25 protein-coding genes are annotated in these 25,523 nt (G+C 51.4%); 6 read left to right on the forward strand and 19 right to left on the reverse strand.

Annotated features, from left to right (window positions below):
• A partial coding sequence (locus ACTRXG_RS06685) for an aldehyde dehydrogenase family protein (RefSeq protein ID WP_474284392.1) occupies nt 1-488 on the reverse strand: 488 nt, incomplete at its 3' end.
• An 87-nt stretch (nt 489-575) separates the two neighbouring features.
• Nucleotides 576-1,577: a 5-dehydro-2-deoxygluconokinase gene (gene iolC / locus ACTRXG_RS06690; RefSeq protein WP_474261381.1), complete on the reverse strand. Its 1,002-nt coding sequence runs from the start codon at nt 1,575-1,577 to the stop codon at nt 576-578.
• 258 nt (nt 1,578-1,835) lie between these two features.
• Here iolC and iolG point away from each other — a divergent pair, with 258 nt between their 5' ends.
• From iolG to ACTRXG_RS06705, 3 genes are all read left to right on the forward strand, one after another.
• Nucleotides 1,836-2,861 carry an inositol 2-dehydrogenase gene (iolG, locus tag ACTRXG_RS06695; protein WP_474284393.1) on the forward strand — a complete coding sequence of 342 codons (1,026 nt, stop codon included), beginning with the start codon at nt 1,836-1,838 and terminating at the stop codon, nt 2,859-2,861.
• 15 nt (nt 2,862-2,876) lie between these two features.
• Nucleotides 2,877-3,674, forward strand: coding sequence for a 5-deoxy-glucuronate isomerase (iolB, locus tag ACTRXG_RS06700; RefSeq protein ID WP_474284394.1), 798 nt, complete (start codon nt 2,877-2,879; stop codon nt 3,672-3,674).
• A gap of 107 nt (nt 3,675-3,781) precedes the next feature.
• Complete coding sequence (locus ACTRXG_RS06705) at nt 3,782-3,934, forward strand: hypothetical protein (protein ID WP_474261377.1); 153 nt, start codon at nt 3,782-3,784, stop codon at nt 3,932-3,934.
• A gap of 20 nt (nt 3,935-3,954) precedes the next feature.
• Here ACTRXG_RS06705 and allB read toward each other — a convergent pair whose 3' ends face one another.
• From allB to ACTRXG_RS06755, 10 genes are all read right to left on the reverse strand, one after another.
• Entirely contained in the window at nt 3,955-5,289 is a 1,335-nt protein-coding gene (gene allB / locus ACTRXG_RS06710) for an allantoinase AllB (protein WP_474284395.1), read from the reverse strand.
• Between the two features lie 14 nt (nt 5,290-5,303).
• Nucleotides 5,304-6,557: a pyridoxal-phosphate-dependent aminotransferase family protein gene (locus ACTRXG_RS06715; RefSeq protein ID WP_474284396.1), complete on the reverse strand. Its 1,254-nt coding sequence runs from the start codon at nt 6,555-6,557 to the stop codon at nt 5,304-5,306.
• 14 nt (nt 6,558-6,571) lie between these two features.
• Complete coding sequence (gene allC / locus ACTRXG_RS06720; protein ID WP_474284397.1) at nt 6,572-7,813, reverse strand: allantoate deiminase; 1,242 nt, start codon at nt 7,811-7,813, stop codon at nt 6,572-6,574.
• 27 nt (nt 7,814-7,840) lie between these two features.
• A complete protein-coding gene (uraH, locus tag ACTRXG_RS06725; RefSeq protein ID WP_474277902.1) occupies nt 7,841-8,191 on the reverse strand; it encodes a hydroxyisourate hydrolase in 351 nt (116 codons plus the stop codon).
• Nucleotides 8,192-9,772 (reverse strand): factor-independent urate hydroxylase, encoded by a 1,581-nt coding sequence (pucL, locus tag ACTRXG_RS06730; protein ID WP_474284398.1) that lies wholly within the window; start codon nt 9,770-9,772, stop codon nt 8,192-8,194.
• 14 nt (nt 9,773-9,786) lie between these two features.
• Nucleotides 9,787-11,097: a nucleobase:cation symporter-2 family protein gene (locus tag ACTRXG_RS06735; RefSeq protein ID WP_474277898.1), complete on the reverse strand. Its 1,311-nt coding sequence runs from the start codon at nt 11,095-11,097 to the stop codon at nt 9,787-9,789.
• A gap of 157 nt (nt 11,098-11,254) precedes the next feature.
• Nucleotides 11,255-12,874 carry a PucR family transcriptional regulator gene (locus tag ACTRXG_RS06740; protein ID WP_474284399.1) on the reverse strand — a complete coding sequence of 540 codons (1,620 nt, stop codon included), beginning with the start codon at nt 12,872-12,874 and terminating at the stop codon, nt 11,255-11,257.
• Between the two features lie 147 nt (nt 12,875-13,021).
• Complete coding sequence (locus tag ACTRXG_RS06745; RefSeq protein ID WP_474261369.1) at nt 13,022-13,630, reverse strand: TetR/AcrR family transcriptional regulator; 609 nt, start codon at nt 13,628-13,630, stop codon at nt 13,022-13,024.
• Nucleotides 13,631-13,657: 27 nt separating this feature from the next.
• A complete protein-coding gene (locus tag ACTRXG_RS06750) occupies nt 13,658-15,262 on the reverse strand; it encodes an ABC transporter permease (protein ID WP_474284400.1) in 1,605 nt (534 codons plus the stop codon).
• Entirely contained in the window at nt 15,259-16,158 is a 900-nt protein-coding gene (locus ACTRXG_RS06755) for an ABC transporter ATP-binding protein (protein WP_474284401.1), read from the reverse strand. The genes ACTRXG_RS06750 and ACTRXG_RS06755 overlap by 4 nt, the downstream gene beginning before the upstream one ends.
• Before the next feature lie 168 nt (nt 16,159-16,326).
• On the opposite strand from ACTRXG_RS06755, the gene uvsE reads away from it, so the two are divergent.
• On the forward strand, nt 16,327-17,286 hold the full coding sequence (gene uvsE, locus ACTRXG_RS06760; protein ID WP_474284483.1) for a UV DNA damage repair endonuclease UvsE: 960 nt from the start codon (nt 16,327-16,329) through the stop codon (nt 17,284-17,286).
• 36 nt (nt 17,287-17,322) lie between these two features.
• On the opposite strand, the gene ACTRXG_RS06765 is transcribed toward uvsE, so the two are convergent.
• Complete coding sequence (locus tag ACTRXG_RS06765; protein ID WP_474284402.1) at nt 17,323-18,297, reverse strand: NAD(P)H-quinone oxidoreductase; 975 nt, start codon at nt 18,295-18,297, stop codon at nt 17,323-17,325.
• Between the two features lie 193 nt (nt 18,298-18,490).
• Here ACTRXG_RS06765 and ACTRXG_RS06770 point away from each other — a divergent pair, with 193 nt between their 5' ends.
• Together ACTRXG_RS06770 and ACTRXG_RS06775 are read left to right on the forward strand one after the other, a co-directional pair.
• A complete protein-coding gene (locus tag ACTRXG_RS06770) occupies nt 18,491-19,582 on the forward strand; it encodes a nitric oxide synthase oxygenase (protein WP_474284403.1) in 1,092 nt (363 codons plus the stop codon).
• Nucleotides 19,583-19,693: 111 nt separating this feature from the next.
• Complete coding sequence (locus ACTRXG_RS06775) at nt 19,694-20,023, forward strand: four-helix bundle copper-binding protein (RefSeq protein WP_474261364.1); 330 nt, start codon at nt 19,694-19,696, stop codon at nt 20,021-20,023.
• 45 nt (nt 20,024-20,068) lie between these two features.
• On the opposite strand, the gene aroA is transcribed toward ACTRXG_RS06775, so the two are convergent.
• The 6 genes from aroA to ACTRXG_RS06805 all read right to left on the reverse strand — a co-directional run bounded on the left by aroA (nt 20,069) and on the right by ACTRXG_RS06805 (nt 25,517).
• Complete coding sequence (gene aroA, locus ACTRXG_RS06780; protein WP_474261363.1) at nt 20,069-21,415, reverse strand: 3-phosphoshikimate 1-carboxyvinyltransferase; 1,347 nt, start codon at nt 21,413-21,415, stop codon at nt 20,069-20,071.
• Between the two features lie 78 nt (nt 21,416-21,493).
• Nucleotides 21,494-21,790 (reverse strand): hypothetical protein, encoded by a 297-nt coding sequence (locus ACTRXG_RS06785; RefSeq protein WP_474261362.1) that lies wholly within the window; start codon nt 21,788-21,790, stop codon nt 21,494-21,496.
• A 68-nt stretch (nt 21,791-21,858) separates the two neighbouring features.
• The gene (locus tag ACTRXG_RS06790; RefSeq protein WP_474284404.1) at nt 21,859-22,200 is read right to left on the reverse strand and encodes a YolD-like family protein; all 342 of its coding nucleotides are present in this window, start codon (nt 22,198-22,200) and stop codon (nt 21,859-21,861) included.
• A gap of 120 nt (nt 22,201-22,320) precedes the next feature.
• The gene (locus ACTRXG_RS06795) at nt 22,321-23,649 is read right to left on the reverse strand and encodes a 6-phospho-beta-glucosidase (RefSeq protein WP_474277882.1); all 1,329 of its coding nucleotides are present in this window, start codon (nt 23,647-23,649) and stop codon (nt 22,321-22,323) included.
• A 72-nt stretch (nt 23,650-23,721) separates the two neighbouring features.
• Nucleotides 23,722-25,116 carry a glycoside hydrolase family 1 protein gene (locus ACTRXG_RS06800; protein WP_474277880.1) on the reverse strand — a complete coding sequence of 465 codons (1,395 nt, stop codon included), beginning with the start codon at nt 25,114-25,116 and terminating at the stop codon, nt 23,722-23,724.
• A gap of 95 nt (nt 25,117-25,211) precedes the next feature.
• Complete coding sequence (locus ACTRXG_RS06805) at nt 25,212-25,517, reverse strand: PTS lactose/cellobiose transporter subunit IIA (RefSeq protein WP_079474600.1); 306 nt, start codon at nt 25,515-25,517, stop codon at nt 25,212-25,214.
• Nucleotides 25,518-25,523: the final 6 nt, after the last annotated feature.

A 25,523-nucleotide genomic window follows, 5' to 3' on the forward strand; every position in this document is an offset into this window, starting at 1 on the left:
ATCCAGCACGGCACCATCATCGGGAAGTTGAACGGGGTGATCCCGCCGACCACGCCGATCGGATAGCGGTACATGCCCGACTCAATGTTGGTGGCAATGTCCGGCAGCTGGTCGCCCATCATCAGCGTCGGCGCCCCGGCGGCGAATTCCACGCACTCAATGCCGCGCTGCACTTCGCCCTTGGCTTCCTTCAGGTTTTTGCCGTTTTCGAGCGTAATGATCTCGGCAAGCTCGTCCCAGTGTTCGATGAGCTGCTGCTGGTAGGCAAACAGGATACGGGCCCGCTGCGGGACCGGCTTTTTCGACCAGGCCCGGTAGGCGGCTTTGGACGCCTTCACGGCTTCGTCCACTTCCTCCTTCGAGGAGAGCGGCACGTGGGCGATCACCTCACTGGTGGCCGGATTGTACACCTTGTCGGTCGCCGACCGGGACTCCACCCATTCGCCGCCGATAAAATTTTTCAGTGTGGTTATTGCTTGTTCCTGCATATTCTTCATCGTCCTTTCTATATAAACAAATTATAGAATTGCTTTTTGAAGTACTTTCACATGATTATACCTGAGCATTCTGTCCTCTTAGGACTTTATGGTACCTTTTCTCACACTTTCATCAATGAATTCCTGTACTTCTTCCGCATTCGGCATCGCTTCGGAGCAGCTGTGCCGGGAAATGACAATGGCTGCAGACGCACCGCCAAAATCCATTGCCCGGTCGACTTCCCACCCCTGCATCAGACCGTAAACAAAGGAGGAAGCGTAGGCGTCTCCTGCCCCGAATGTTTTCAGCACTTCAGTTTCAAAGGTTTTCCCGGTGAAATAGTCCCCGTCCTTTGTGTAGGCAAACGAGCCTTCGGCTCCGTGCTTAATCAGCACAATCTCCGCCGAGTGATTAAACCACTTTGCAGCAGTCTTATCATCGCTTCCATCCATTTCTGACTCCATGTTTTCCATCATATTGAATTCGTCTCTTGTTCCAATAATCAGATGGCTTTTTTCAGCCAGCAGGTTGTAGTACGTGGCGGTTTCTTCCTTTGATTTCCACGTCGCCGGACGAAAGTCAATATCAAAGAGCACCTTCGTCCCGTGTTTATGCGCATACTCTGCCGCCAGAAAGACCGCTTCCCGGGAAGGGCTCGCAGCAAGCGCCGTGCCCGAAAACATTACCGCGGATGTATTTTTAATGTATTCCTCGGAAATTTCGAGCGGACTGATTTTCAAGTCCGCTACGTTGTCTCTGTACAGAAGTATACTGCAGTCTTCCGGACTGATAATTTCCGTAAAGGCAAGACCAGTCACCGCCCCCGTATCGTCTGTTTTTATATTTTCCGTATTAATATTATTTTCTTCAAAGTAGCCGCGGATAAAATTACCCATCTGATCATCTGCTATCTTGCCGATAAAGCCGGTGCTGAGACCGAGTCTCGATGCCCCAATCGTAATATTTGCCGGGGAGCCTCCCACATATTTCGTAAACGTCCGCGTTTCTTCCATCGGACGGTTGATTTCATTCGCGTTCATATCAATCGTCAGCCGGCCCATGCCAACCAGATCCCTTGAACGGTTTTTTGGAAATTCCATTAAAACATAACCACCCTTCGTTATTTTAATCGATTTATGGTTAAGCGCTTTCCTCTTCTATACGTTTGATTCTAAAGAAAGCGCATTCAGATGTAAAGTATTTTTTTGATTTTTCTTTAATTTCTATATTAAAGGTGAACGCTGCTGCATGTTTTCTGAAAAATCTCATTCTTTGATTGATGTAAGCGATTCATTAATGTATAATTCACATTAAAGTTAAGCGCTTTCTTCAAAATACATTTTATGGAGGTTCTGCATATGGTTAATATAGGTGTTATCGGCGCCGGGCGCATCGGCCGGCTGCATATAGAAAACCTTCATTATCTTCCGGCCACTGCTCTCCGGGCTGTCGCAGATATAAACACCTCTGCTCTTGAAACAATCGAGCAGGCCTTTTCTCCGCAGTATGTTACGTCTAACGCTGAAGATATTCTTCACGATCCCGAAATTGATGCCGTCTTCATCTGCGCTGCCACCTCGGAGCATATCTCTCTCATTGATAAGGCCATTCAAAACAAGAAACATATTTTCTGTGAAAAGCCAATCAGCTTTGATATTGAAGAATCCCGCCGGGTCGTCAAGTCGGCTAAAGAAGCGGGCCTTGTTTTTCAACTCGGCTTCAACCGCCGCTTTGATCCTTCCTTTCAGCAGGTGCGGAAGATGCGGATTAATGGCCAGATCGGCACCCCCGAGATGCTTCAGATCGTCTCACGCGATCCTTCCCCGCCTCCCATGGAATACGTGGCGAAATCCGGAGGACTGTTCGTGGACATGACCATTCACGACTTTGATATGGCCCGCTATATTATGGGAGAAAATATCACAGCGATTTCTGTGCACGGCGGTGCGCTGACCGATAAGCGGTTCAACGATTACGACGACATTGACACGGCTGTTATTTCTTTAACATTCGAAAGCGGGGCGGTCGGTGTGATTGAAAACAGCCGGCGGGCGGTCTACGGCTACGATCAGCGCCTCGAGCTGTTTGGCTCCAACGGGGCAGCCACAGTGCCGAACCAGCCAATCCATCAGGTGGAGTGGTGGCAGGACGATTTTATTAAATCGGAAAAGCCGGTGCATTTCTTCCTCGAACGTTATCAAACAGCGTTTCAGCGCGAAATTGCAATGTTCGCTGAATCCGTGCAGTCCAACACCCCGGCTGTCTGCACCGGTGATGACGGCATTGCCGCCCAGACGGCTGCACTGGCTGCAGCAAAAGCATGGAAAGAGAAGAAAACCGTATATGTTGCTGATGTGGAATCCGAAACAATTGAAACCTCTTAGAAAGGATGTTTATGTATGCCAAACTTAGTTGTAAAACCAGACACCAACGCACAAAAAATTCACGATGTTACCCCGGAGAGCGCCGGATGGAGTTATGTCGGCTTCCAGGTGTACCGTGTGCAGGAGGGCGAAAGCATTCAGGCTGACACCGAGGATAACGAAGCATGTCTCGTGCTGTTAAGCGGCAAAGCAGACATACAGACCAGCAATGAATCCTTTGAAAACCTCGGCAAGCGCATGAGTGTTTTCGAAAAAATTCCGCCGTATTCAGTATACGTTCCGGCCAAAGACCGCTTCGAGGTCAAGGCTACTACAGATATTGAACTCGCCGTCTGTAAGGCACCGGCAACCGGAAAGTACAACGCCCGCCTGATCGGTCCGGATGAGGTAGGAACAGAAGACCGCGGCTCCGGCTCCATGTCCCGGAGAGTGCATAATATCCTCCCGGATTCTGAAGAAGCCGAGAGCGTGCTCGTAGTGGAGGTGTATACACCGGAAGGAAACTGGTCGAGCTATCCGCCGCACAAGCACGATACCGAAAATCTTCCGCACGAGTCCTATCTTGAAGAAACGTACTTTCATAAAGTGGATCCGGAGAAAGGCGGATTTCTGATTCACCGCGTTTACGACGATCCGAGAGATCTTGATGAAACGATGGTCGTAAACAGCAACGATGTCGTGATGGTACCTAAAGGCTACCATCCGGTGGCAGCTCCTGCAGGCTACCAGGCTTATTATTTAAATGTCATGGCCGGGCCGGTACGCCAGTGGAAGTTCCATAATGATCCGGATCACGAATGGCTGCTGAAATAAATTATTTCCGCCTTCAGGCCTTCAAATGAAATTCATTTGGAGGCTTATTTTTGTGCAAATAAGGATATATACTATACAACAAGAAGTTCACGGAAAGGAGTGTCCATATGGCTTTTCAAAAGATCGCACGTACGATTTTAAAGGCGAACCGGGTGACTGGTGATGTAAAGGCAGCCAAAAACGGATCTCTGGGTAAACGCCTCGCGCGCCGCTCTGCCAACCGTACAGCACGTAAATTCATTAACCGCCTTCTGCGCTGAAAAAAGTGGCTGCCGGATCATTATTCCTGCAGCCACCTTCCTTGTCTGTTTGTAAATGTATCAGTTTTTCCGTTATAAATTTCTGTGCCCCTCTGCCAGACTGAATGAATCCGGTGTGGAAAACGATGCCCTTCAAACAAACTGTGCTTATGACGCATGTGCATCGTTCCGCGCGTCACTGTCGTTTCTTCGTGGATGTCGATCAGCACGATGTCTGCATCCTTCCCTTCTTCCAGGCTCCCCTTTTGATGCAGCCCAAAACGGTACGCCGGATGCTCTGCAGTCCAAGCTGCTGCTTTTTCCCACGGCAGGCCGTGCTTCGCTGTGAGCTCGAGTACACTCAACAGCGTGTATGGACCGCCCGAAATACCTCCCCACGCCTGCCACAGCCCGCCTCCTTTCAACTCTTCCGGACACGGTGAATGATCGGAGGTCACCATATCTATATCCCCCTGCTTCCATCTGGATACAAGCTCCTGCTGTACCGGGGCCTCCCGTAATGGCGGCGCGCATTTTGCTTCAGCTCCGCGCATTCGCAGTGCTTCGTGGTCAAACATCAGATAATGGGCGCAGGTTTCGAGCGTAACATCCTGTCCGGCTGCTTTTGCGCGCTGAATCACCTGGATCGCCTCAGCAGAGCTGATATGTACGAAGTGCAGCGGACAGCCTGTCTGCTTCGCAAAAACGAGGGCGCGCTGCACCGCTTCGAGCTCTGCTTCCACCGGCCTGGAAGCCAAATAATCATCCGCTTCCGTGCGCCCCTGCTCCTCAAGCTGCCGGCTGAGCGTACTCACTACCGGTGCGCTTTCTGCATGAAGACCGAGCATTCCTCCGTGCCCGGCAATTGCCTGCATCCCCCGGAACAGCGTTTCATCATCCGCCCGTTCAAATTCCGGATTGCCGCTCGGCGACATAAAGGCTTTGAACACACGTATGCCCCGCGCCGCCATAGCCGGAATATGTCCTACTCCCCCGGGCACGAGGCCACCCCAAAGCCCAAAGTCCAGGACGGATTTCTGCCGGCCAAGCGCTGCTTTTTCTTCGGCATTTTCCGTGGTGATCGTAGAAGGAATACCGTTTAACGGCATATCCATATATGTAGTGATGCCGCCCGCTGCAAGCATCCGGGAGCCTGTTTCAAAGCCTTCCCAGTCCCGGCCGGGCTCACTGAAATGAACGTGAACATCTACCGCTCCCGGCATGACGAGCATTCCATCAGCGTCTACTGCGCTTTGCGCTTTGGTTTCATCAGAAACGCCAAAGGCTGCTATTTTTCCGTCTGAGACTGCCACCGTAGTTACTTCTGTACCGGCTGGGCGGACAACGGTTCCATTTTTAATCAGCAGATCATACATTTTTATGTGTCCTCCTATACTTCAGCCGTAGCTTTTGTATCTTTTTCCTGCATATAAAAGGACAGGGCTGCCTGCTGGGCAGTACCGGGATTCACCTGGGCCCCGGCGTATAAAAGCACTGATTCGAGCGCTCCGAGCACAGCCAGCACGTTTTCCTTCCGGCAGCTGTAGCCCATGGAGCCAATGCGCCAGATTTTGCCGTGCAGTGGTCCGAAGGACGACGCGATTTCAATCCCGAACTGTTCAAGCAGCATTTTGCGGACCTCATCTGCGTCAATGCCCTCCGGGACATTAATGCAGGTGACGACCGGCAGCTTCTGTTCGCCTTCAACAAACAGCGACAGGCCCATTGCCTTTAAACCAGCTGTCAGCGCTTCTTCGTGATAGCGGTGCCGGGCAAAGCGGGATTCGAGCCCTTCGTTGACGATCAGTCTCGAGCCTTCATGAAGCGCATAAACCATCGACGTCGCTTCGGTATGATGATTCAGGCGCCGCGGGCCCCAGTAGTCCTGCAGCTGGCTGAGATCAAAGTAATTACTCCGGATCATCGGTGCCTCCGGCTGCTTATCTGCCTCTGTCGCAATCCCCCGTTCCACTTTTTTCCGCGCCTGAAAGCGGCGCTCGAGGCGTTCATTGTACGTAAGCGGAGCCATTCCGGACGGAACGCTGAAGCATTTCTGCGTCCCGCCGATGACCGCATCCAGACACCATTCATCTGTTTTGACCGGGACACCGCCAATTGTAGCCACCGCATCCACTACAATGTAGATCCCGCGTGCCCGGCAGGCGTGTCCGATTTCTTTAAGCGGCTGAATGCAGCCGGTCGACGTTTCGCCGTGCACCATCGCAACAATATCCGGCTTTACACGGTCCATTTCCTCGATGACTTCTTCTGGGGAAAAGACCGCCCCCCATTCCTTTTCGAGCGTGTGGATATCTGCGCCGTACCGTTCGGCGATCTCAGTTAAAAGATACCCAAACCGACCGTAAATCGGCACGAGTACCCGGTCCCCCGGGTGAATCGCACTCGCAAGCACCGCTTCAATACCCGAACGGGAAGTACCGTCCACCGGAAAGGCCCATTCATTTTCAGTTTGAAAGATGCGGCGAAGAAGCTCCATCGTTTCATTCATAATACTCGTAAAGGCTGGATCAAACTGTCCGACTACCGGCGTGCTCATGGCACGGAGCACCCGGGGATCCGCCTCCACCGGACCCGGTGTCATGATCGTGCGGAGCGGCGGCTGGATTTCCTGGTGATAGCCCATATTTACTCTCCTTTCTAATACGCTAAACGAAACAGTGTTTCTTCAAGCACTTTTACTCCCTGCTCCAAATCGCTGGATTTGGTATATTCCTTCGGGGAATGGCTCACACCGGCTTCGCTTGGCACAAACAACAGTGCAGTCGGATAATAGCTGCCCATGACCTGGGCGTCGTGCCCGGCTCCGCTGATCATCAGCTGCGATGAAATATGCAAACTTTCAGCAGCTTTGTGCATCGTTTCATATACGTCTCTGCTCATTGGCACCGGCTCTACTTCCATCCAGCAATTTGAAGAAACGCTCATGTCGCACTGTTCAGCCTGCGCAGCGTACAGATTTTCGAGCTCCTGCTCGAATTCTTCGAGCAGTGCTTTGCTGTGATGACGGACATCCAGGCTGAAAACGACCTTAGACGCGATGACGTTCGGTACGTTTGGCGCAATTTCCATTTTGCCCACTGTAGCCACCATGCTTTCGTCCTTCCGCCTCGCCATCGCGGTGATATTTGTAATCAGTTCACTGGCTAATACCACCGCATCCTTGCGTTCCGGCATGGGAGTGGTTCCGGCGTGATTGCTTTCTCCCTCCACCGTAATGTGATATCTGCGCTGTCCGACAATATCTGACACCACTCCAACAGAAGCATTCGTCTTTTTCAATGTGCCTCCCTGCTCCACATGAAGCTCAATGAAGGAGTCAATGTCTTCACGCCTGAGCGGAAGCGATGCCGCAGCTTCAAATTCACATGCCCGCATCGCCTGGCCAATAGAGATACCGTCTGTATCCTTCAGGGTCTCTGTTTCACCTTCAGACAGCCTTCCGGTAATATGGCCCGAGCCCCAGAACGTGACCGGAAAACGACTTCCTTCCTCCTCACAGAACGATACGATTTCAATGCTCTGCTTCGGCCGCCCGTAAGTCTGCTTCAGCCTTTCTACGGCAAGCATTGCAGCAGCCACGCCGTACGCGCCGTCATATATGCCGCCGTTTACGACGGAATCAATGTGGGAGCCGGTCATAACGACCTTATCTGTTTTTTCTGTGCCTTCAAGGCGTCCGAATACATTCCCGACGGCATCATACCGGGCTTCAAGACCCATTGCCCCCATTTTCATCTTTACTGCTTCCTGGGCCTGCTGCCACGATTCATCGTATAAAAGCCTCGTCACACCGCCGTCTTCTGTTTTTCCAAAGCCGGCTAGCCACTCCAGCAGCTGATCAATTTGATCCTGAATTATGTTTGAAGAATGAACAGCCATACGGTCCCTCCTTTGCCTGGCTTTTAGTCAGCTTCCCCGGTACGTTTGATAGCCATAAGGGGACAACAGCAGCGGGAGGTGATAGGATGTTTCTTCCGCCGAAAGCGTGACGCGGAGAGCCACCGTTTCCAGAAAATGCGGCTCCTCCTTTGTCCATCCCTTCTCCCGGAGATATTCCCCTGTTTGAAATTCCACCTCGTACGCAGCTGTTTGAATATCATCTGCCTGCAGCAGCGGTTCATCCACCCGCCCATCTGCATTGGTGATCCGTTCTGCTTCTTTAATTTTCCGGCTGCCATCCAGACGGTACAGCGTTAAAGCTATACCTTCGCCTGGACGGCCGGAAGCCAGATCAAGCACATGTGTTGTGAGTCCCATTTATACTTCCCCTTCATGATCCAGATCTTCGCGGTGTACCGCAAAGCGCTGGAATCCGTACGGACGGCGCGGCTCTGTGTATACTTTGCCGTCGCTTCCCGGAATATCTTCGACCACAGTATCCCACGTATGGTTCTGCGACTCGAACGAGACCTCCTGGAGCTGCGGGAACCGCTCAAGCACCCGGCGGCCGATATAATAGATCAGCTGCTGAATCGAGGCCGTCTGTGTTTCATGGAAAACAGCAGCTGCAATGTCCTTCACCTGCTCAGCAGCTACGTAGCCTTCCCCGTTCTGTCCGAAGGCAGTCTGCGGCGTTTCATATGTCCAGCCGATATTTAAATAAATAAACAGCGGGCGGTTGGAGTCCTCCGGCAGCGTCGTGTATTCATCCCGGATAAATCCGACAAATGAATTGTCCACTACTTTCACGAGCTGGACGTCCTTTACGTAGCTCTCCTGCTCAATAATTTCCGGAGCCCCGAACGAGGTCCGGCCTACTTTAACCATCGCTGCAGGTTTTTCGTTATGAGATTTTTTAAACACTACACCACTTTTGTATCCCGTATCGTCTACATTTACTTTTTCAAAAGGAAGATGGTCAGCGTATACTTCCGCGGTTTCAACATGATCATATTTTTCGAGAAACGCTTCCCCGACATAAGCGAGGAACCCTTCCACCGTTGCGCCTTCATAGCTGCCAAGGTGACGCTGAATAAAGTTTTTCATGGAGTCCGTCGCCACCACCATACTGTTGTCGCCTTCAGTAAAGCTTGGAAGAAAGGCTTCCCCGGTAATATTAACGGAGACATTCAAACCGAAAATTGTATTATTTGTGCCTTCATACGGAGATTCCGGTATGGGCGTGATATCTGTAAACGGAATCGAAAACGTCCGGTAGGCGAATACATCACCTTTACCGTAGCTCATCGTTCTCCGCTTTTTACTGCCTGTTCTTGTCACTGTCTGCGACATGCGGGCCGGCTCTGCCGCAAGTGCTGCAGAAGCTTCATGCTCTTCGGCCGGGGCACTGCTCCCCGTGTTGTCCACACTTTCGTTTGATGCAGTCACCGTTTCCGTCTGCTCCTCTTCAATGATGGCCTCAAGCCGCAGAAAAGCTATGCGGTGAATTTCCCGGAGAGCCTGGCGTTCTTCCTCCTCCTGGGTATGGTCCATACGTGTTTGTACTGCCTGTAAAATATCCTCTGCCGTCTTTCCTCTCACAGCCATAATAAACGGCATGCCAAACTTGTCCTGGTAACGCTCGTTCCATATCCGCAGCTCTTCCTGCTGCTCCTCTTCCATTTCCGTTAAGCCAGCGCTTTCCTGCTCGGCAGTGGATGCCCCGCTCATCGGTTTCTTTTCTCCGAGAGAAGGATGCGCCTGGATCAATGCGCGCCGGTTCTCTTCCCCGGATGTCATAACTACACCTGCCATCCGCTGATGCAGGTCTTCAACAGATTCCATTGGTCTCACCGGTTCAACTGCCTCTGCCACCCACGGAGAATTTTCATACACCCCTCCGAAAGTGTCGATAAATTCCCTGCGGGATAATTGGTTTACTTGTTCAATGGTCAGCATACACTACTCCTCCTTCAAGCTTTACTTTGTTTTTCTTCATTATATACATGTTCCCCCTTCCACCGTATATTAAATAGGAGATTGATGAAAATTGCGGCTAAACTACCAGTGATAATGCCATCCCCGAAGATGATGGCAAGCCCTTCCGGAAGGCTTGAAAACAGCTCGGGCACTACTGTGGCGCCCAGTGCAAGCGACACGGAGCAGGCAACCACCAGCTGGTTCGACTGATCATTAAAATCGACCTCACGGAGCATCTGCAGGCCTGCAACGACAACCATTCCAAACATGACGACGGTCGCCCCGCCAAGCACCGGCGTTGGAATGATGACTACAAGGGCGGCAACTTTTGGAATCAGCCCCAGGACGATCAGTGTCATAGCCGCAGAGAAAATAACGTTTCTCGTTTTTACCTTTGAAAGCTCCAGCAGACCTACATTCTGGGCAAATGTACTGTAGGGAAAAGCGTTGAACAAGCCGCCGATAATGACTGCAAGCCCTTCGGAACGGTAGCCCCGGACCAGGTCATCCTCGTTTAGCTCACGCTCCGTAATACGGGCGACTGCGTAGTAGGCACCGGTCGTTTCAACGACAATCACACTGCACACAATAATCATCGTGATAATCGGTCCAATTTCAAATGTCGGCACCCCGAAGTACAGCGGCTGAGGAAAATGGAACCACGAGGCTTCCATCACTTCTCCAAAGGAGACCTGTCCCATCACTGCCGCGGCTATCGTGCCGCCGGCAATACCGATTAAGACAGCAAGTGATCTCATAAACCCTGTAAACATCCGGAATAAAAGAATGATCACGGCGAGTACGCTGACTGATAAAAGCAGATTAAAAAGGGAGCCGAAGTTTTCGCTTCCTTCTCCGCCCGCCATGTTTCTGATACCGGTAGGAATAAGCGAAAGCCCGATAATCGTTACGACAGTGCCGCGCACGATCGGCGGGAACACCTTTTGTAATTTTCCAAAAAATCTGGCGAAGATAACGACAAACAGTCCAGCCACAAGAATCGATCCGTAAATAGCTGTTATGCCGTAATTGGTGCCAATACTGATCATCGGGGTCACTGCTACAAATGATACGCCGAGCATGACAGGCAGTCCGATGCCGATATGTTTTCCTCTCCACAGCTGCAGCAGGGTTGCCACGCCGCAGGAAAGCAGGTCAATTGCCACTAAGTATGCCAGCTGTTCTGCTGAAAGCTCCAGTGCGCGTCCTACGATAAGCGGAACGAGTATCGCTCCGGCGTACATTGCAAGTACATGCTGAAGTCCCAATGAAAAAGTCCGAAGCCCGTTGGTTCCGTTAGCCATGATTAGGTGTTCCTCCTTTTATTGTTACCTTAATATCCATCTTATAGGAGGCCCGGACTCGTTTCATTAGACGTTCTATATAAAATTATCAAAATATTTTAGTCAATGTATCTATAATCGCTAAGGAAATGAATGGCTTTGTGCAGATTATCTTACATTATTCCGAGGAAAGGACGTTCTGCACCCGCAGTGCCAGGCGCAGACGCATCGTCGTTTCGGGATTTTTCAGGGAAACCCCTAAGCGCTCCTCACATTTTTCCAGGCGGTAGAGCACCGTATTGCGGTGAATGTAAAGCCGTTTGGCCGTATCAGCCACATGGCAGTGTGACTCCAGGTAGACAGATAACGTCTGCACAAGCCCCTGGTCCTCCTGGCTCCCCTCCGTTAATTCCTGCAGGACCGAGTGGCTGAACGAGGCCAGCTCTTCGGTGGGCAGCAGCCGGAGAAGCTGGGCGATGTCCTTTGTATAGTAGGAGCGTATAAAACCGCGCTCCCCGGTAAGCTGGCTGTTGTACAAGGTGTTTTCCGCCTCTTTGTAGGACGCCGGGATATCAAGAAACGTCCTCGCCGCATTTCCGATGCCAAAGGATATCGAGCGGTCAAAAAACAGTTGAATCCCCTCCTGCAGCTGCCGCAGTGCTTCCACTGAAGCTTCATCAGTGTCTGCATGCAGCTGCTCCTCCTCCCACAAAATAATACACTGCCGCTCTTTTTTGAAAAACCAGGCCGGGGAGTGCCATTTGCCCAATTCCCCTTCAATGTATTCATACATGTGGTCCATTTCCCGCTGCTGCTGGGTATAGGTGACCGGAAGCCGGGGCTCGGGGTCAAGCATACCGACGGCACAGCCGTAATTACGGTTGTTTGGCAGTCCCATTTCCTCCGCCCGGTTTCGCGCTTCTTCATCGGACGAATAGCCTCCGTTAATGTAATTTTGAAAAAATTCGTCACGGGCTCTCCGTTCATATTGAGCGATGGCACTCTGTTTCATTCGTTCGAACCCGATAACATTCACAGCCTGGTCGATAATCAGCACAAGTCCGTTATCATAAATCGGAATTTCTCCGCCGATCACAAGACATCCGCTGCGTGTTTCATGCGTCCGTACTGGAAACAGTGTGTACGTCTGCGCTGTTTCCCACACGCAGAAGCTGCTGTATGTACTTCCGATTAAAAATAAATCCCGTTTTGCCCTGCGGTGCGCTTCAATTACTCCCTGCGCTGTTTCCATTCCTTTGCCTGCATAGATCGGACGGTCGTAGGCATCCAGCAGCAGAACCGGAAATCCGATGTATTCGCATACTTCTTCAAGGAGTGCTGTCAGGCCTTTTCCATGCATTACATGATCGGTCAGCCGCTGGTGGATGTTTAACGCTTCGCGCAGCTCTCTTGTCCGTACCGAAAGCATGTCGTTGAGCATATCATTGACCATTGCTCCAAGACCGATATCTTCCGGGAGGGCAATAATAGGAAACTGCAGCTCGTCTGCTTTTTCGATGACGCTCTCCGGCAGCTCCTGGAGAAAACGCTCGATTTTCAGCCCAATGCCGGCGCATCCTACAGCGTCCATCCGCTCGATGAGTATACTCAATTCCTCAGGACGATCTTTATAATGATAGCCAGTCGTTATCAGCAAATCATCCTCCTGCAGATAATCAACAATATCCGGCGCATCCATCATGTTCACCTGCCGGATCTCCCGGATGTCCCCGTCTTTTCCGGCAAGCAGTCTCGCATCCTTCCAAACCGGTCGCTGCAGCGTTTCTCCTATGTTCACCGTTTCTGCCCCCTTGTGATACATATCCAATCATTTCTGAAACAACTGGTTATTTTAACTTTTACTGTAGCAGAAAAAGTAATGCTCCTACCAGTGGAAATTCCAGCTACCGCAAAAAAAGCCGCCGGCAACCGGCAGCTCTTCTGCTTATCTTTTAACGATACCGTACAAAAACAAATCATAAAAATGCGTCTGGTATTCTTCAAGCGTCATGCTCCCCGGGACGTCCTCCCCCTGCTGAATCCGGAAGGCCACCATCTGCCGGAGCGAGATGGCATACGACATGAAAAAATCAATATTAATATTTTCCCGGAGAATCCCCTGCTCTTTTGCCAGCTCCACCAGCTCCCGGAACACCGGCATGACTATCTTTTCGCCACGGCTGCTGTAATCGGCCAGTACATGCGGATAATCCTGCATTAATTCCGTGAGAAAGCTTGATTGAAAAAATGATTCGTATTCCTTCATATCAAATATCTTCAAAAGCATCTCTTCGGTCATCCCATGCTTTCTGCTTTGCCCGATCAGTTCTTCCATTTTGTCTTTGGACTCCTGCATCACGCCGTCGAGCATTTCGCTTAAAATGCCTTCTTTGTCTGTAAAGTATTTATAAAATGTGGCCTTGCTCGCGCTTGCTTCCGCGCACAGCTGCTCGATGGTGACCGCTTTTATCCCTTCCTGCAGAAACAGGCGGTGCGCGGTGTCGACCAGATCTTTCTTTTTTCTTGTTGTTCGCCGTTTTTTATTGTGCGCCACTGCTGCTTCCCCATTTCTATCCTTACTTTAAAGGATTAAGTCTCTTTTTCTGATCGTATACATTCCGACTGCGGCGAAAACAGCAAATACGGCCAGAAGAATGACTGTCGACCAGCCTGTCCATTCCTCTGCAGGCACGCCCGGGATCTGCGCATATGGTGAAATATCACTTACCCAGTCCGGCAACTGAAGCAGCGGCCCAATAAGCCCGATCAGTGTAAATGCTGTATACACAAGCCAGACGAGTGACAGCGCCCTGGGCCACAGGCCCATTAATAAAGCAGCCAGCCCAATAAATACCCAGACAGCCGGCGTCTGTGCGATGGCAGAGAAAAACACCTTCCATGCCCCCTCTGAGCTGTCCGTGTAGTAGCCGTAAAGCGCCCCGGCGCCGATGCCGCTGATCACAAGCAGCATGAAGCTCCCCACGCAGGAAATCAGGAGATAATCAAGCATCCACCGCGGACGCGGTACAGACTGAACCAGCAAAATCTCTCCCCGGCCGCTCTTTTCCTCCCGGATCATTTTGGTCATCACCTGCAGCGCATAGCCAGCCGCCAGCATGGCGAGAAAGGCCATATACGTGGCAAATAACGATTCTGCAAGCGTGGCTCCTTCGGCCTGTACGAGAAAATCTTCACCGATTGGATTATCCGCAAAAAAGTCAGCAGCTTCTTCACTTATGGCCCCCATCGCCACACCGTACAGGGCCGCGCCCGCTGCCCAGCTCAGAAAAACCCAGCGAAACAAAAAGCTCTGCAGCCCAAGCAGGTGAGTCAAACTGCTGCCAGCCCGGGCTTTCCCGCCCTGAACCCTCAGCACCCCGGCCCCGTCGTCCCGGCGGTAGTCTACATAAATGGCTGCCACTGCAAGTAGTATAATACCCCCGGCAAACAGACCGAGCGGCCACCAGCGCTCATCCACAAAGGCGCGCATTGCCTGACCCCATCCAATCGGAGACAGCCACCGCCATACATCCACAGCAGCCACATCGCCGACGGCCCGGAATAAAAACGCCAGGCCAAGCAGTGCAGAGCTGATGCCGGATGCCGCTCCGGCGCTTTCGCTCACCTGAGCCATCAACAGGCTGATGGCGCCAAATATAATTCCGACACCGGCAACCCCGAGTCCAAAGCCCAAAGCCCCTGCCCAGCTGAGCCCTTCTATCGTATAAGGCATGCCGACAATGATAATGACGGCGATGAAAAGATTCGCGAGTACCATCAGCAAAAAAGCACCCGTGGATATACTAACCCGGCCGACAACTCCTGCTTTCACAAGCTCCGATAGTCCGCTTTCCTCTTCGGCCCTTGTATTGCGGACGATCATAAAGATACTCATAAACGCAGCAGCGACCGCCACGTATAAAAACATCTCATTCGTAATCATCGCGCCGAACGTATAGTTCTCGAGCCCGTACCCAGGACCCGCCATTGCCCGGAGTGCCGGACTTTCCAGCAGCAGGGCACGGCCCTGGCGGTCTTCCTGCGTCGGATACGTTTCCGGAAAGCTGAGAATACTGAGCAGAAACAGCACCGAAATCGAAACGACCCAAATGGGCAGCCGCACTTTTTCTTTCCGGAGCATTACCCAAAACAGCCTGCCCGTTCCTGTGAACATGGACATGTTCATCCTGCTTCCCCTGCCTTCGATTCATAATGGCGAAGAAAAATTTCTTCGAGCGTCGGAGGCCTGGATTCCAGTGAAACTACCTCCGCTGCTGCAAGCTCCTGCATGACCGGCGCCAGTCCTTTTGCATCCACATAAAAGTGCACCTTCGATTCGTCTGCCTTCCACTGGTGGACGTCGCTTCGTTCCGCTAAAGAAGCGACCGTCTGCTTCGTTTCTGCCGTAATGGAAATACGGGTTAAATGCCGAAGCTCCTCAAGCGTTCCGGATTCAATAATTTTTCCTTCTTTGATGATGCTCACCCGGTCACACAGCTCCTCCACCTCTGCCAGTATGTGGCTCGAAAGAAGTACCGCCTTTCCTTCCTGCTGCAGCTCCCGCACGCATTCCCGGAAGATAGAAGCCATTAACGGATCCAGACCCGAAGTCGGTTCGTCAAAAATATACAGATCCGCCTCCGAGGCGAAGGCCGTAATGAGTGCCAGCTTCTGCCGGTTCCCCTTCGAATACGTTTTGCTTTTTTTCCGCGGATCGAGCTGAAAGCGTTCAATCAACTGCTGGCGTTTCTCTTCATTAAAATCACCGTGCAGCTTCCCAAGAACATCAATCACCTGGCCGCCGGTTAAATTCGGCCAGACGTTCACATCACCCGGTACATAAGCCACCCGTTTATGAATATCTACAGCCTCAGCCCACGCATCTTTGCCAAACAGCTTCACTTCACCGCCGCTTTTTTTCAGCAGACCAAGCATCACTCGGATCGTAGTAGACTTCCCGGAGCCATTCGGACCGAGAAACCCTACCGTTTCTCCCGGACGGATCATCAAATCCACATACTCAAGCGCCGCATGCTTTCCAAAATATTTTGATACACCCTCTAATTTCACCAGTTCATTCACATTTGCACCCCCTTAAATTGAACTTTTTTATTATTATCGTTTAAACTATTTTACAACTTTCGTTCAATTAAGTCACGGTTTATTTTCTTTGCCAATTCCCTTGAAGACTACGTTCGCAGCTTTTTGGGTATGTGTAACAAAGATCTGAAATTGGAGGCAGTATGTATGATGACTTTACGACTCGGATACGTATCCCAGGCTCTTGCTCTCTGGAACGCTTCTCCGGGCAAAACAATGACACTGACGAGCTGGCGGAAAATGGACCGGAGCAGCCGCGAGGATAAGCTGCACGAGGTCACCCGTTTGAACCTGGAGCACACGATCCGCATGCTTCATTACAATATCGCCCACGACATTCCTTTGTACCGTTTTTCTTCCTCGCTTGCGCCGCTTGCCACTCATGACGAGGCCGCCTGGGATTATATAACGCCTTTTGCGGATTTATACAAGGAAATCGGCAGACTCGTGCGGGAGCACAATATCCGCCCGAGCTTTCATCCGAACCAGTTTACGTTATTTACAAGCGAGAAGCCGAATGTCACCGCCAATGCCGTGCAGGACATGGAGTACCATTACCATATGCTTGAAGCCATGGGACTCGAACAATGGGCATGGATCAACCTGCATGTCGGGGGAGCCTACGGGGATAAAAAAGCGGCGGTAGCACGGTTTCACAAAAACCTTCAGCAGCTGCCCGAAAAAATCAAGGCACGAATGACTCTGGAAAATGATGATAAGACGTACACAGCAGGCGACGTGCTCGCTGTCTGTGAACAGGAAAAAATTCCAATGATGTTTGATTATCATCACTTCGAGGCCAACCATTTTGAGGAGGAACATTTGGAGGAGCTGCTGCCCCGGTTTATCGATACGTGGGCACACACCGGCAGCCGGCCAAAAATCCATCTTTCCTCGCCGAAATCACCCGAGGCTTTCCGCAGCCATGCCGACTACGTGGATCCGGAGTTCAATCTTCCTTTTCTTCAGGCCTTAAAGCAGATCGGCGAGCCCATTGATGGCATGATTGAAGCAAAACAGAAGGACTACGCGCTTCTGCAGCTCGTCGAAGATCTCGCTTCGCGGCGGAACGTGACCCGGACCGGCGGGGCAGAGCTCCAGTGGAAATAAAGAGCCATAAAAAAGAGCCTGAACCCAGGCTCGTTTTTACCATTCCAATATGATTTTTCCGATGTTTTTATTGTCCTGCATGTGGCGGTGCGCATCTGCAATCTGTTCAAATGAAAATACCGTGTCCACGATAGGACGGATGGAGCCGTCTTCAAGATACGGCATTGCGTGCTTCACAAAATCCCTGCTCAGCTCGGCTTTATACTCGTCGCTCCTCGGCGTAAGCAGCGTCCCGGTCAGTTGCACGCGCTTCATCAGCAGCTTCATCAGGTTCACATTCGGCACGTTCGCCCCGCCAAGCACGCCAATTAAAACCCAGCGTCCATCGGTTTGAATGCTTTTCAGGTTCTGTTCCCAGTAGGAGGCCCCGACAAAATCCAAAATCACATTTACACCTTTATCACCGGTAGCCGCAAGCACCTCTTCCTCAAAATTCTGCTCTTTATAGTTGATGCGTACTTCTGCGCCGAGCTTTTGAATAAATTCCAGTTTTTCTGCTGATCCGGCGGTAGTAAGTACACGGGCCGACGAAAGCTGGCTTGCGAGCTGAATGGCTGCCGTGCCTACCCCGCTCCCCCCGGCATGGACCAGAACGGATTCATGCTGGTTCAGGTGCCCGATCCAGTAAAGCGTCTGATACGCCGTTAAGAATACCTCCGGCACGGCTGCTGCCTGGGCATACGTGAACGCCTCGGGTATCCGCATCACCCGGTCGGCCCGCATGACGGCATATTCTGCGTAGCCGCCGCCATTCACAAGCCCCATCACCCGGTCGCCTGGGGAAAATGGGTTCTCAGTACCTGCTTCTTCCACCACACCTGCCACTTCAATTCCGAGTACCGGGTTTTTGATATATCCGGCCTTGCCCTCCCGGTTTAAAATGTCGGTCCGGTTCACGGCTGCTGCTTTTACCCTGATCAGCACTTCATCCATCTCCGGTTTTGGAGCCTCACGATCCTGAATCTGCAGCACCTCCGGTCCGCCGGTTTCTGTAGTAATTACTGCTTTCATTGCTATCAACTCACTTCCTTTAATCTTTCGTTTCCAGTATTCGCTTCCTTAAAGACCGTGTCAACTTGTGCGTTTATCTACTGCTGCATCTATTTATTTCCCGGGAAATGGCTTTTGCAGGATTGATTTTTCGATAATAGCAGCTAATACCTTTATACTGGAAAAAAGGCAAAAGCTGAGGTGCAGACAAATAATGACTAATATACAAGCATTAAAACAGGACGCATACACATTTCTAGAGCAATATTACCGGGAAACAGATCAGTCATCAGAAATTTTTCAGGCCCGCTGGGAAAATGTAGAGCAGGAAATTGAAGCTTCCGGGCATTACGAGCACACGTTTGAGGAGCTGTCCTTCGGAGCGAAGGTCTCCTGGCGAAACAGCAACCGCTGTATCGGCCGGTTTTTCTGGAAGAGCCTCCAGGTTCTCGACTGCCGGTACGTGCGCACCGAAGAGCAGGCAGCCGAAGCGCTCCGCCGCCATATCCGTTACGCAGAAAATGGTGGGAAAATCATTCCGACTATCTCCGTGTTTCCTTCGGTCAAAAACGGGCAGGAGCGGATGCGCATATGGAACTACCAGCTGATCCGCTACGCCGGCTACGAGCGGGACGGGACAATCATTGGCGACCCGCAGTCTGTACCCTTTACAAAATACTGTGAATCATTGGGATGGAAAGGCGAAGAAACATCGTTTGATCTTCTTCCTCTGGTTGTTCAGGTAAACGAAGGCACTCCCCGGTGGTTTCCATTGAGGGCCGAAGAAGTACTCGAGGTTCCGATTAGCCATCCGGATAGCGATGCTTTCTCTACTCTCGGTTTAAAATGGTACGCTGTCCCAATTGTTTCGGACATGAAAATGGAGATCGGCGGCATCACGTATACGGCCGCGCCGTTTAACGGCTGGTACATGGAAACGGAAATCGGTGCCCGTAACCTCGCAGACGGGGACCGCTACGATATGCTGCCACGGGTTGCAGACGTACTCGGCATCGACCGGACGTACGCGGGAAGTTTATGGAAGGACCGGGCGCTTGTGGAGCTGAACCGCGCCGTGCTTCATTCATATAAAAAAGCAGGCGTCAGCATGGTGGATCATCACACGGCCGCCTCGCAGTTCAGACGGTTTGAGCAGCAGGAACAAAAAGCAGGCCGGGAAGTAACCGGAGACTGGACGTGGCTAATCTCGCCGGTATCGCCGGCCGCTACTCATATTTTCCACAGCTCCTACCGCAATATCATGCACACGCCGAATTTCTTTTACCAGCAGCACCCCTATAAATAATGATGCAAAGCAGCAGGGGAAGCAGGCAGGCTTCCCCATATTTTACGTTTGAATAAATACCCCTTCCGGGAACCCCTATACCAGTATCTAATATTAGAAAGGGTGATAAATATGAACGCTACACAGAAGGAATGCCTCGAAGCATGCATCGAATGTATGAAGCAGTGCAATCAGTGCTTTAACGACTGCCTCCAGGAAGACGACGTGAAAATGATGGCCGAATGTATACGTCTCGACCGTGAATGCGCAGACATTTGTGCTCTGACAGCTAAAGCAATACAGTCCAACAGTCCATTGATGAAAGAGACCGCTCAGCTGTGTGCAGAGGCCTGCAAAGCATGCGGAGATGAATGTGCCAAGCATGACCATCAGCACTGCAAAGATTGCGCAGATGCCTGCTACCGCTGTGAAAAAGCATGCCGGGAGCTTGCCGCATCATAATTTCTGCACAAAAGCCCCCTCCTAAAAATGGAGAGGGCTTCTTTTTTATGAAAATTTCACCGGTACACCGGCTGCTTCAAACAAATCGTAGAAGGTCGGACACGTTTTCGACACGCACCCCGGGTCTTCAATATGAATTCCGGGCACCTTTGCTCCAATCAGCGAAAGGGCCATAGCCACCCGGTGATCATCGTATGAGTGAAGCGACACGCCGATCGGCGTCCCCGGATATACTTTCAGCCCGTCCGAGTATTCATCCACCCGGATGCCCATTTTCTGAAGTTCTGTACACGCTGCGTGAATGCGGTCTGATTCGTGATGACGAATATGCTCTACGTCCCGGATCGTAATCGGTGCATCGGCAAACGGGGCCAGGGCAGCAACGGTCAGCGTCTGATCGGACATTTCCTTCATACTGAGCTCAAATCCTCCCGAAAGCTGTTCGGGACCTGTGACTTCAATGTAGGTGTCACCTTTTTCCACACGGCAGCCCATTTTTTCAAACACATCCACCATTCCTATATCCGGCTGGTTGGTGTCCATTGTTAAATTATTAATGCGGACCGTTCCGGCCGTTAGTGCCGCAAGGGCCATAAAGTAACTGGCCGTCGACGCATCTGCTTCAAGCGCCATGCTCCGGCCCTGAAAGCTTTTTGCCGGCACCTGCATATCGGTTAAATCCTCGTTGTACGTGACCGGTACCCCGAACTGATTCATTAAATCAAGCGTAATGTGTACATAGGCGTGCTGCACAATGTAATCCGGAATCCGGATACGCAGGCCTTCCTCTGTATAGGCACCCGTGAGCAGCAGGCCGCTGATAAACTGGCTCGATAATTTGCCGGAAATGGTCACTTCTTTCCCAGGGAGCCCGCCCGCATGAATTTCAAGCGGATAAAACCCCTTTTTATCTATGTAATGAACGTCGGCCCCGAGCGTTTCCAGGGCTTCCATTAACGGCTCCACCGGACGTTCACTCATTCGTTTGCTCGCTTCCACCTTGTAAACCCCGCTCCCCGCTGCTGCAAGCGGGCCCGGGAGGAAACGGGCCGTAGTACCGGCAGCGCCTATGTAAAGCTCTGCGTCCTCCTCCGGCCACCGGCCTCCGCATCCATGAATCGTAACCGTATCGCCCTCCACTTCGGACTTCACGCCAAGCGCCCGGAGCGCACCAAGACACCAGTACGAATCATCGCTTTTTAAAATGCCTGAAAGGGTGGACGTGCCTTCTGCCAGCGCGGCCATGATCAGTGCCCGATTCGTAAAGCTTTTACTCCCAGGCACTGTTAAAGAGGTCTGGATCGACCCTGGCGAAACCGGGGAAACGTGTACTTTGTCTACATCCGTTAATGAGGCCCACGGCGAGCGGGCCCGAAAATCTGGTGTACTCATAAAACATCCGTCCTCTGCATCTTTTTCTACATTACACCATGAACCAGTACTGCGCGCAACCAGCGTTTTTCCGAAGGCTTATACCACCCCGGTAAGTGCCGGACTGACCATAAACCAGAGCAGAAGCACCGCCATAACAATCCAGCCGCTCAGCTTCATCCATCCCGGCTCACGGCGCGAAAAAGCAATCATGCTCATAAATGCACTGAGCGCAAGCAGCAGAATGCCGATCGTCAGCAGCGAACCGAATAACGGTACAAAGGGACTGTTGTCGGGAAGGGAAAATACCGCTGAAACAATAATCGATACAGCAATCAGTCCGAGACCTCCCAGAGAAGACGTTAAAGAAATTCTGCTGAATTTTTTATCCTTCATTTCATCCTCTCCCTTTTGAGTTCTTTTCTTGTCTTCCTTTCCCTTACGCGTATTTCAAAAACGTGCGGTTACGTTTCCAGATCCATAATATCCTCCACGCTCACATGCCGGACGTCCCCACCTGCCTCTATCTTGATTGCTTTGTTCAGCGCATCCAGATGCAGAATTTTTCCGGTCATTTTTATTTCTGCATAAGGATCAAATACGTGAAGCGTCACTTCTGTCCCAGCCGTCAGAGCTTCCTGAAGGCAATGGGAAAATTCCTCAAGCTGCTGCTCATCCCAGAGCGGCCTGAACTTCATCCGGTCCTCTTTTTGATGACGCAGCCACATTTCCCGGTGCTCCGGCAGAATCATCCGGCTGGATTCCCAGCGCATATTCGACCCCGGGGTTAATTTGTTTTCTTTCATCCGTAACGCCCCCTTTCGCTTTAGTATACACGAACGTTTGTTCTTTTTGTGATTTATCTTCAAAATGTGGAAATTTTTTCTGATAAAAAAGGCCTCCTGCATTAGGAGACCTTAATCATTTCAAGCCTTTTCTGTTTGGAAGAACTGCGGCAAATGCTCTCTATGGGCTTCGAGCATGTCATCAAGAATTTGTTTTGCTTTCGTATCGGACGGAACGAGTGGATTAATCGTCATCGCCAGAAGAGCCGTCTGGTAGTTTCCTGTTACCGCCGCTTCAGCAGCGACCCGTTCAAACGACTTGATCTGCTGCACGAGCCCCCGGACTGCCACCGGCAGCTCTCCGGCAGCAATCGGCCTCGGACCGTCCTTCGTAATGACGGAGCTGATTTCCACCGCCGACTCCGCTGGAATCCCTGCAATCGCACCGCGATTTTTCGTATTAACCGGCTGAATGTCCCGGGTGTCATTATATATCGAATTAATCAGGCTGCAGGCCGCTTCGCTGTAATATGCCCCGCCGCGCTGCTCAAGCTGCTCGGGCTTCGTCCGGAGCGTTTCATCGGCATAGAGGGTGAAAAGCTCCTCCTCCACTCCCTGGACAACTTCGGCCCGGGTGCCGGTTTCTTTGGCAGCCTCCTGTTCTTCAGCCAGCATTTCTTCTGTTTTATAATAATACCGGTGATAAGGGCAGGGGAGCACCTGCAGAGCCCGTATAAATTCGGGCTCCCAGCCAAGCGCTGCGATATTTTTCATTGTGGAGGCATTCGCCGGGTCTGCCACTGCTTCGAGCGCCTGCTGCTTTATATCTTCGCCATCAAGGTAAATATTCAGCCCGTACACCATATGGTTCAGCCCGGCAAAATCAATCTGTATGCGGCTGCCATCTACTCCAAGCGCTTCGGCCACCCCCATCTGCATTCCCACCGGCACATTGCAGAGGCCAACAATGCGTTCATGGTTTGTATAGCGCAGCACCGCTTCTGTTACCATGCCGGCTGGATTCGTAAAGTTGACGAGCCACGCGTCCGGGCAAAGCCGCTCGATGTCGTGCACAATGTCAATAATAACCGGAATCGTCCGCAGTCCTTTAAACAGACCCCCCGGCCCGTTTGTCTCCTGGCCAATCACGCCATAGGAAAGCGGTATCCGCTCATCCTTCGCCCGTGCTTCAAGCATGCCGACCCGGAACTGGGTGGTGACAAAATCAGCTCCCGGAAGCGCCTCCTCCCGGCTGTAGGAAAGATGTACTGTCATATCAATTCCTGCTTCGGCTGTCATGCGCTGGGCGAGCCTTCCTACGATCTCCAATTTTTCTTTTCCTTCCGGAATATCAACGAGCCACAGTTCCTTCACCGGCAGTTCGCTGTGTCTTTTAATAAATCCCTCCACAAGCTCCGGCGTGTAGCTCGAGCCCCCGCCGATCGTTACAATCTTAATACCTTCCTTCATCGTCCCACTCCTTTTTATGCATATATTTATATAGACCGGGCCGCCTGCGTGTAGACAGACGGCCCCGTAATGTTATTTTTCAAATCCATTATTTTTGTGAACGGCCGTGATCCAGTAGGCACTCTTTTTCGGCATGCGCTCCTTTGTATCAATATTGACGGAAAAATAACCGTAGCGGTTTTTATATGCATTCATCCAGGACCAGTTATCGATAAACGACCAGAGATGATAGCCTTTGGCGTTAGCTCCTTCTTCGATGGCCCGGTGCAGCCATTCGAGATGATCCTGAATAAACTCAATTCGGTAATCATCCTGAATCATCCCATCTTCCATAAATCGGGCTTCATCCTGTACCCCCATGCCGTTTTCAGAAATGAACGACGGAATATTCCCGTAGTTATCCCGGAGATTCATCATGATGTCATAGACCCCTTTCGGATAAATCTCCCATCCGCGGTACGGGTTCATCTTCCGGCCGGGCATTTCGTAGTGGTCGAAAAACCATTCCGGCAGTATCGGAGCACCTGGGTTCGGGAGATTTTCCTTCGCTTTAACCCGGCGAGGCTGATAGTAGTTCACACCCAGCAGGTCGACTTTCCCTTCCTGAATCAGCTCCTTGTCCCCGCTCTCGGTGTGCGGAAGCACCCCGTGCTCCCCGAGCAGGTCAATCAGCTCCTGCGGATACTTCCCGAGCACCGTTGGATCAAGAAAGCTCCGGTTGAAAAATAAATCTGCAATCCGGGAAGCCTTCAGATCTGCCGGATGGCTGCTTCGTGGGTACGAGGGCGTCAGGTTTAAAATGATGCCGATTTCCCCGCCAGCGCGGTCCTTTTCGCGAAAAGCCTTCACCGCAAATACGTGGGAAAGAAGCGTATGATAGCCTACCTGGGCCGCCCGCTTCATGTCGACGACGTTGGGATAGTGAAAGTCATACATGTAGCCGCCCTCCACTGGAACAATCGGCTCATTGTGCGTGAACCATTTTTTTACCCGGTCGCCAAACAGATCAAAGCAGATGCCGGCATAACGGCCAAAGTATTCCGCCGTCTCCCTGTTTTCCCAGCCGCCAATCTTCTGCATCGCCATCGGCATATCAAAATGATATAAACAGACAAATGGCTCCACGTCCTGCGCAATCATTTCGTTGATAACGTTGTTGTAAAAATCAACGGCTTCCGGATTCACTTCTCCCGAGCCGTCTGGTATCAGCCGGGACCAGGAGATCGACAGGCGAAAGGAGTTAAAATTAATGTCCTTCATCCGGGCGATGTCGTCCTTGTACTGATGGTAAAAGTCGGACGTGGTGCCGGGGCCGACCCCGTTAAAAAAACGATTCGGCTCTTCTTCAAACCATTGATCCCAAATATTTTTCCCTTTACCGCCTTCCTTCGCGGCGCCTTCAATCTGAGTGGCGGATGTGGCCGCCCCCCACCAGAATCCTTCTGGAAACGTGAACTGTTCTGCCATAGATGGTACCTCCTAAAATGGTTGGGCCTGAATATGTTTTATAATAAGCAGGAGCCCGGCCCTCTTTTTCTTTTTGCCAGGCTCCTTTTTCATAGTTAACGAGTGCGGTACACTTCCACGATCTCCTCCGCCAGATCTCTGACCGTCATGGAGGTCATCAAATGATCCTGCGAATGAATCAGCATGACATTAACGGAAAAATCTTCGCCGCTTGCTTCTTTCGTGAGCAGGTTAGTCTGATAGGAATGTGCTTTTCCAAGTTCTTCCCCTGCTTCCTTAATCAGTTCTTCTGCACGGTCGAAATTTCCCGCCTTCGCTTCCTGGATCGCTTCCATGGCGTTTGCTTTGCCGTTGCCGGCGTATAATATAATCTGAAACGCCGTTTCTGTTAACGCTTCCATATTCTC

The sequence above is a fragment of the Marinococcus sp. LNSP9103-4 genome (assembly GCF_056034345.1).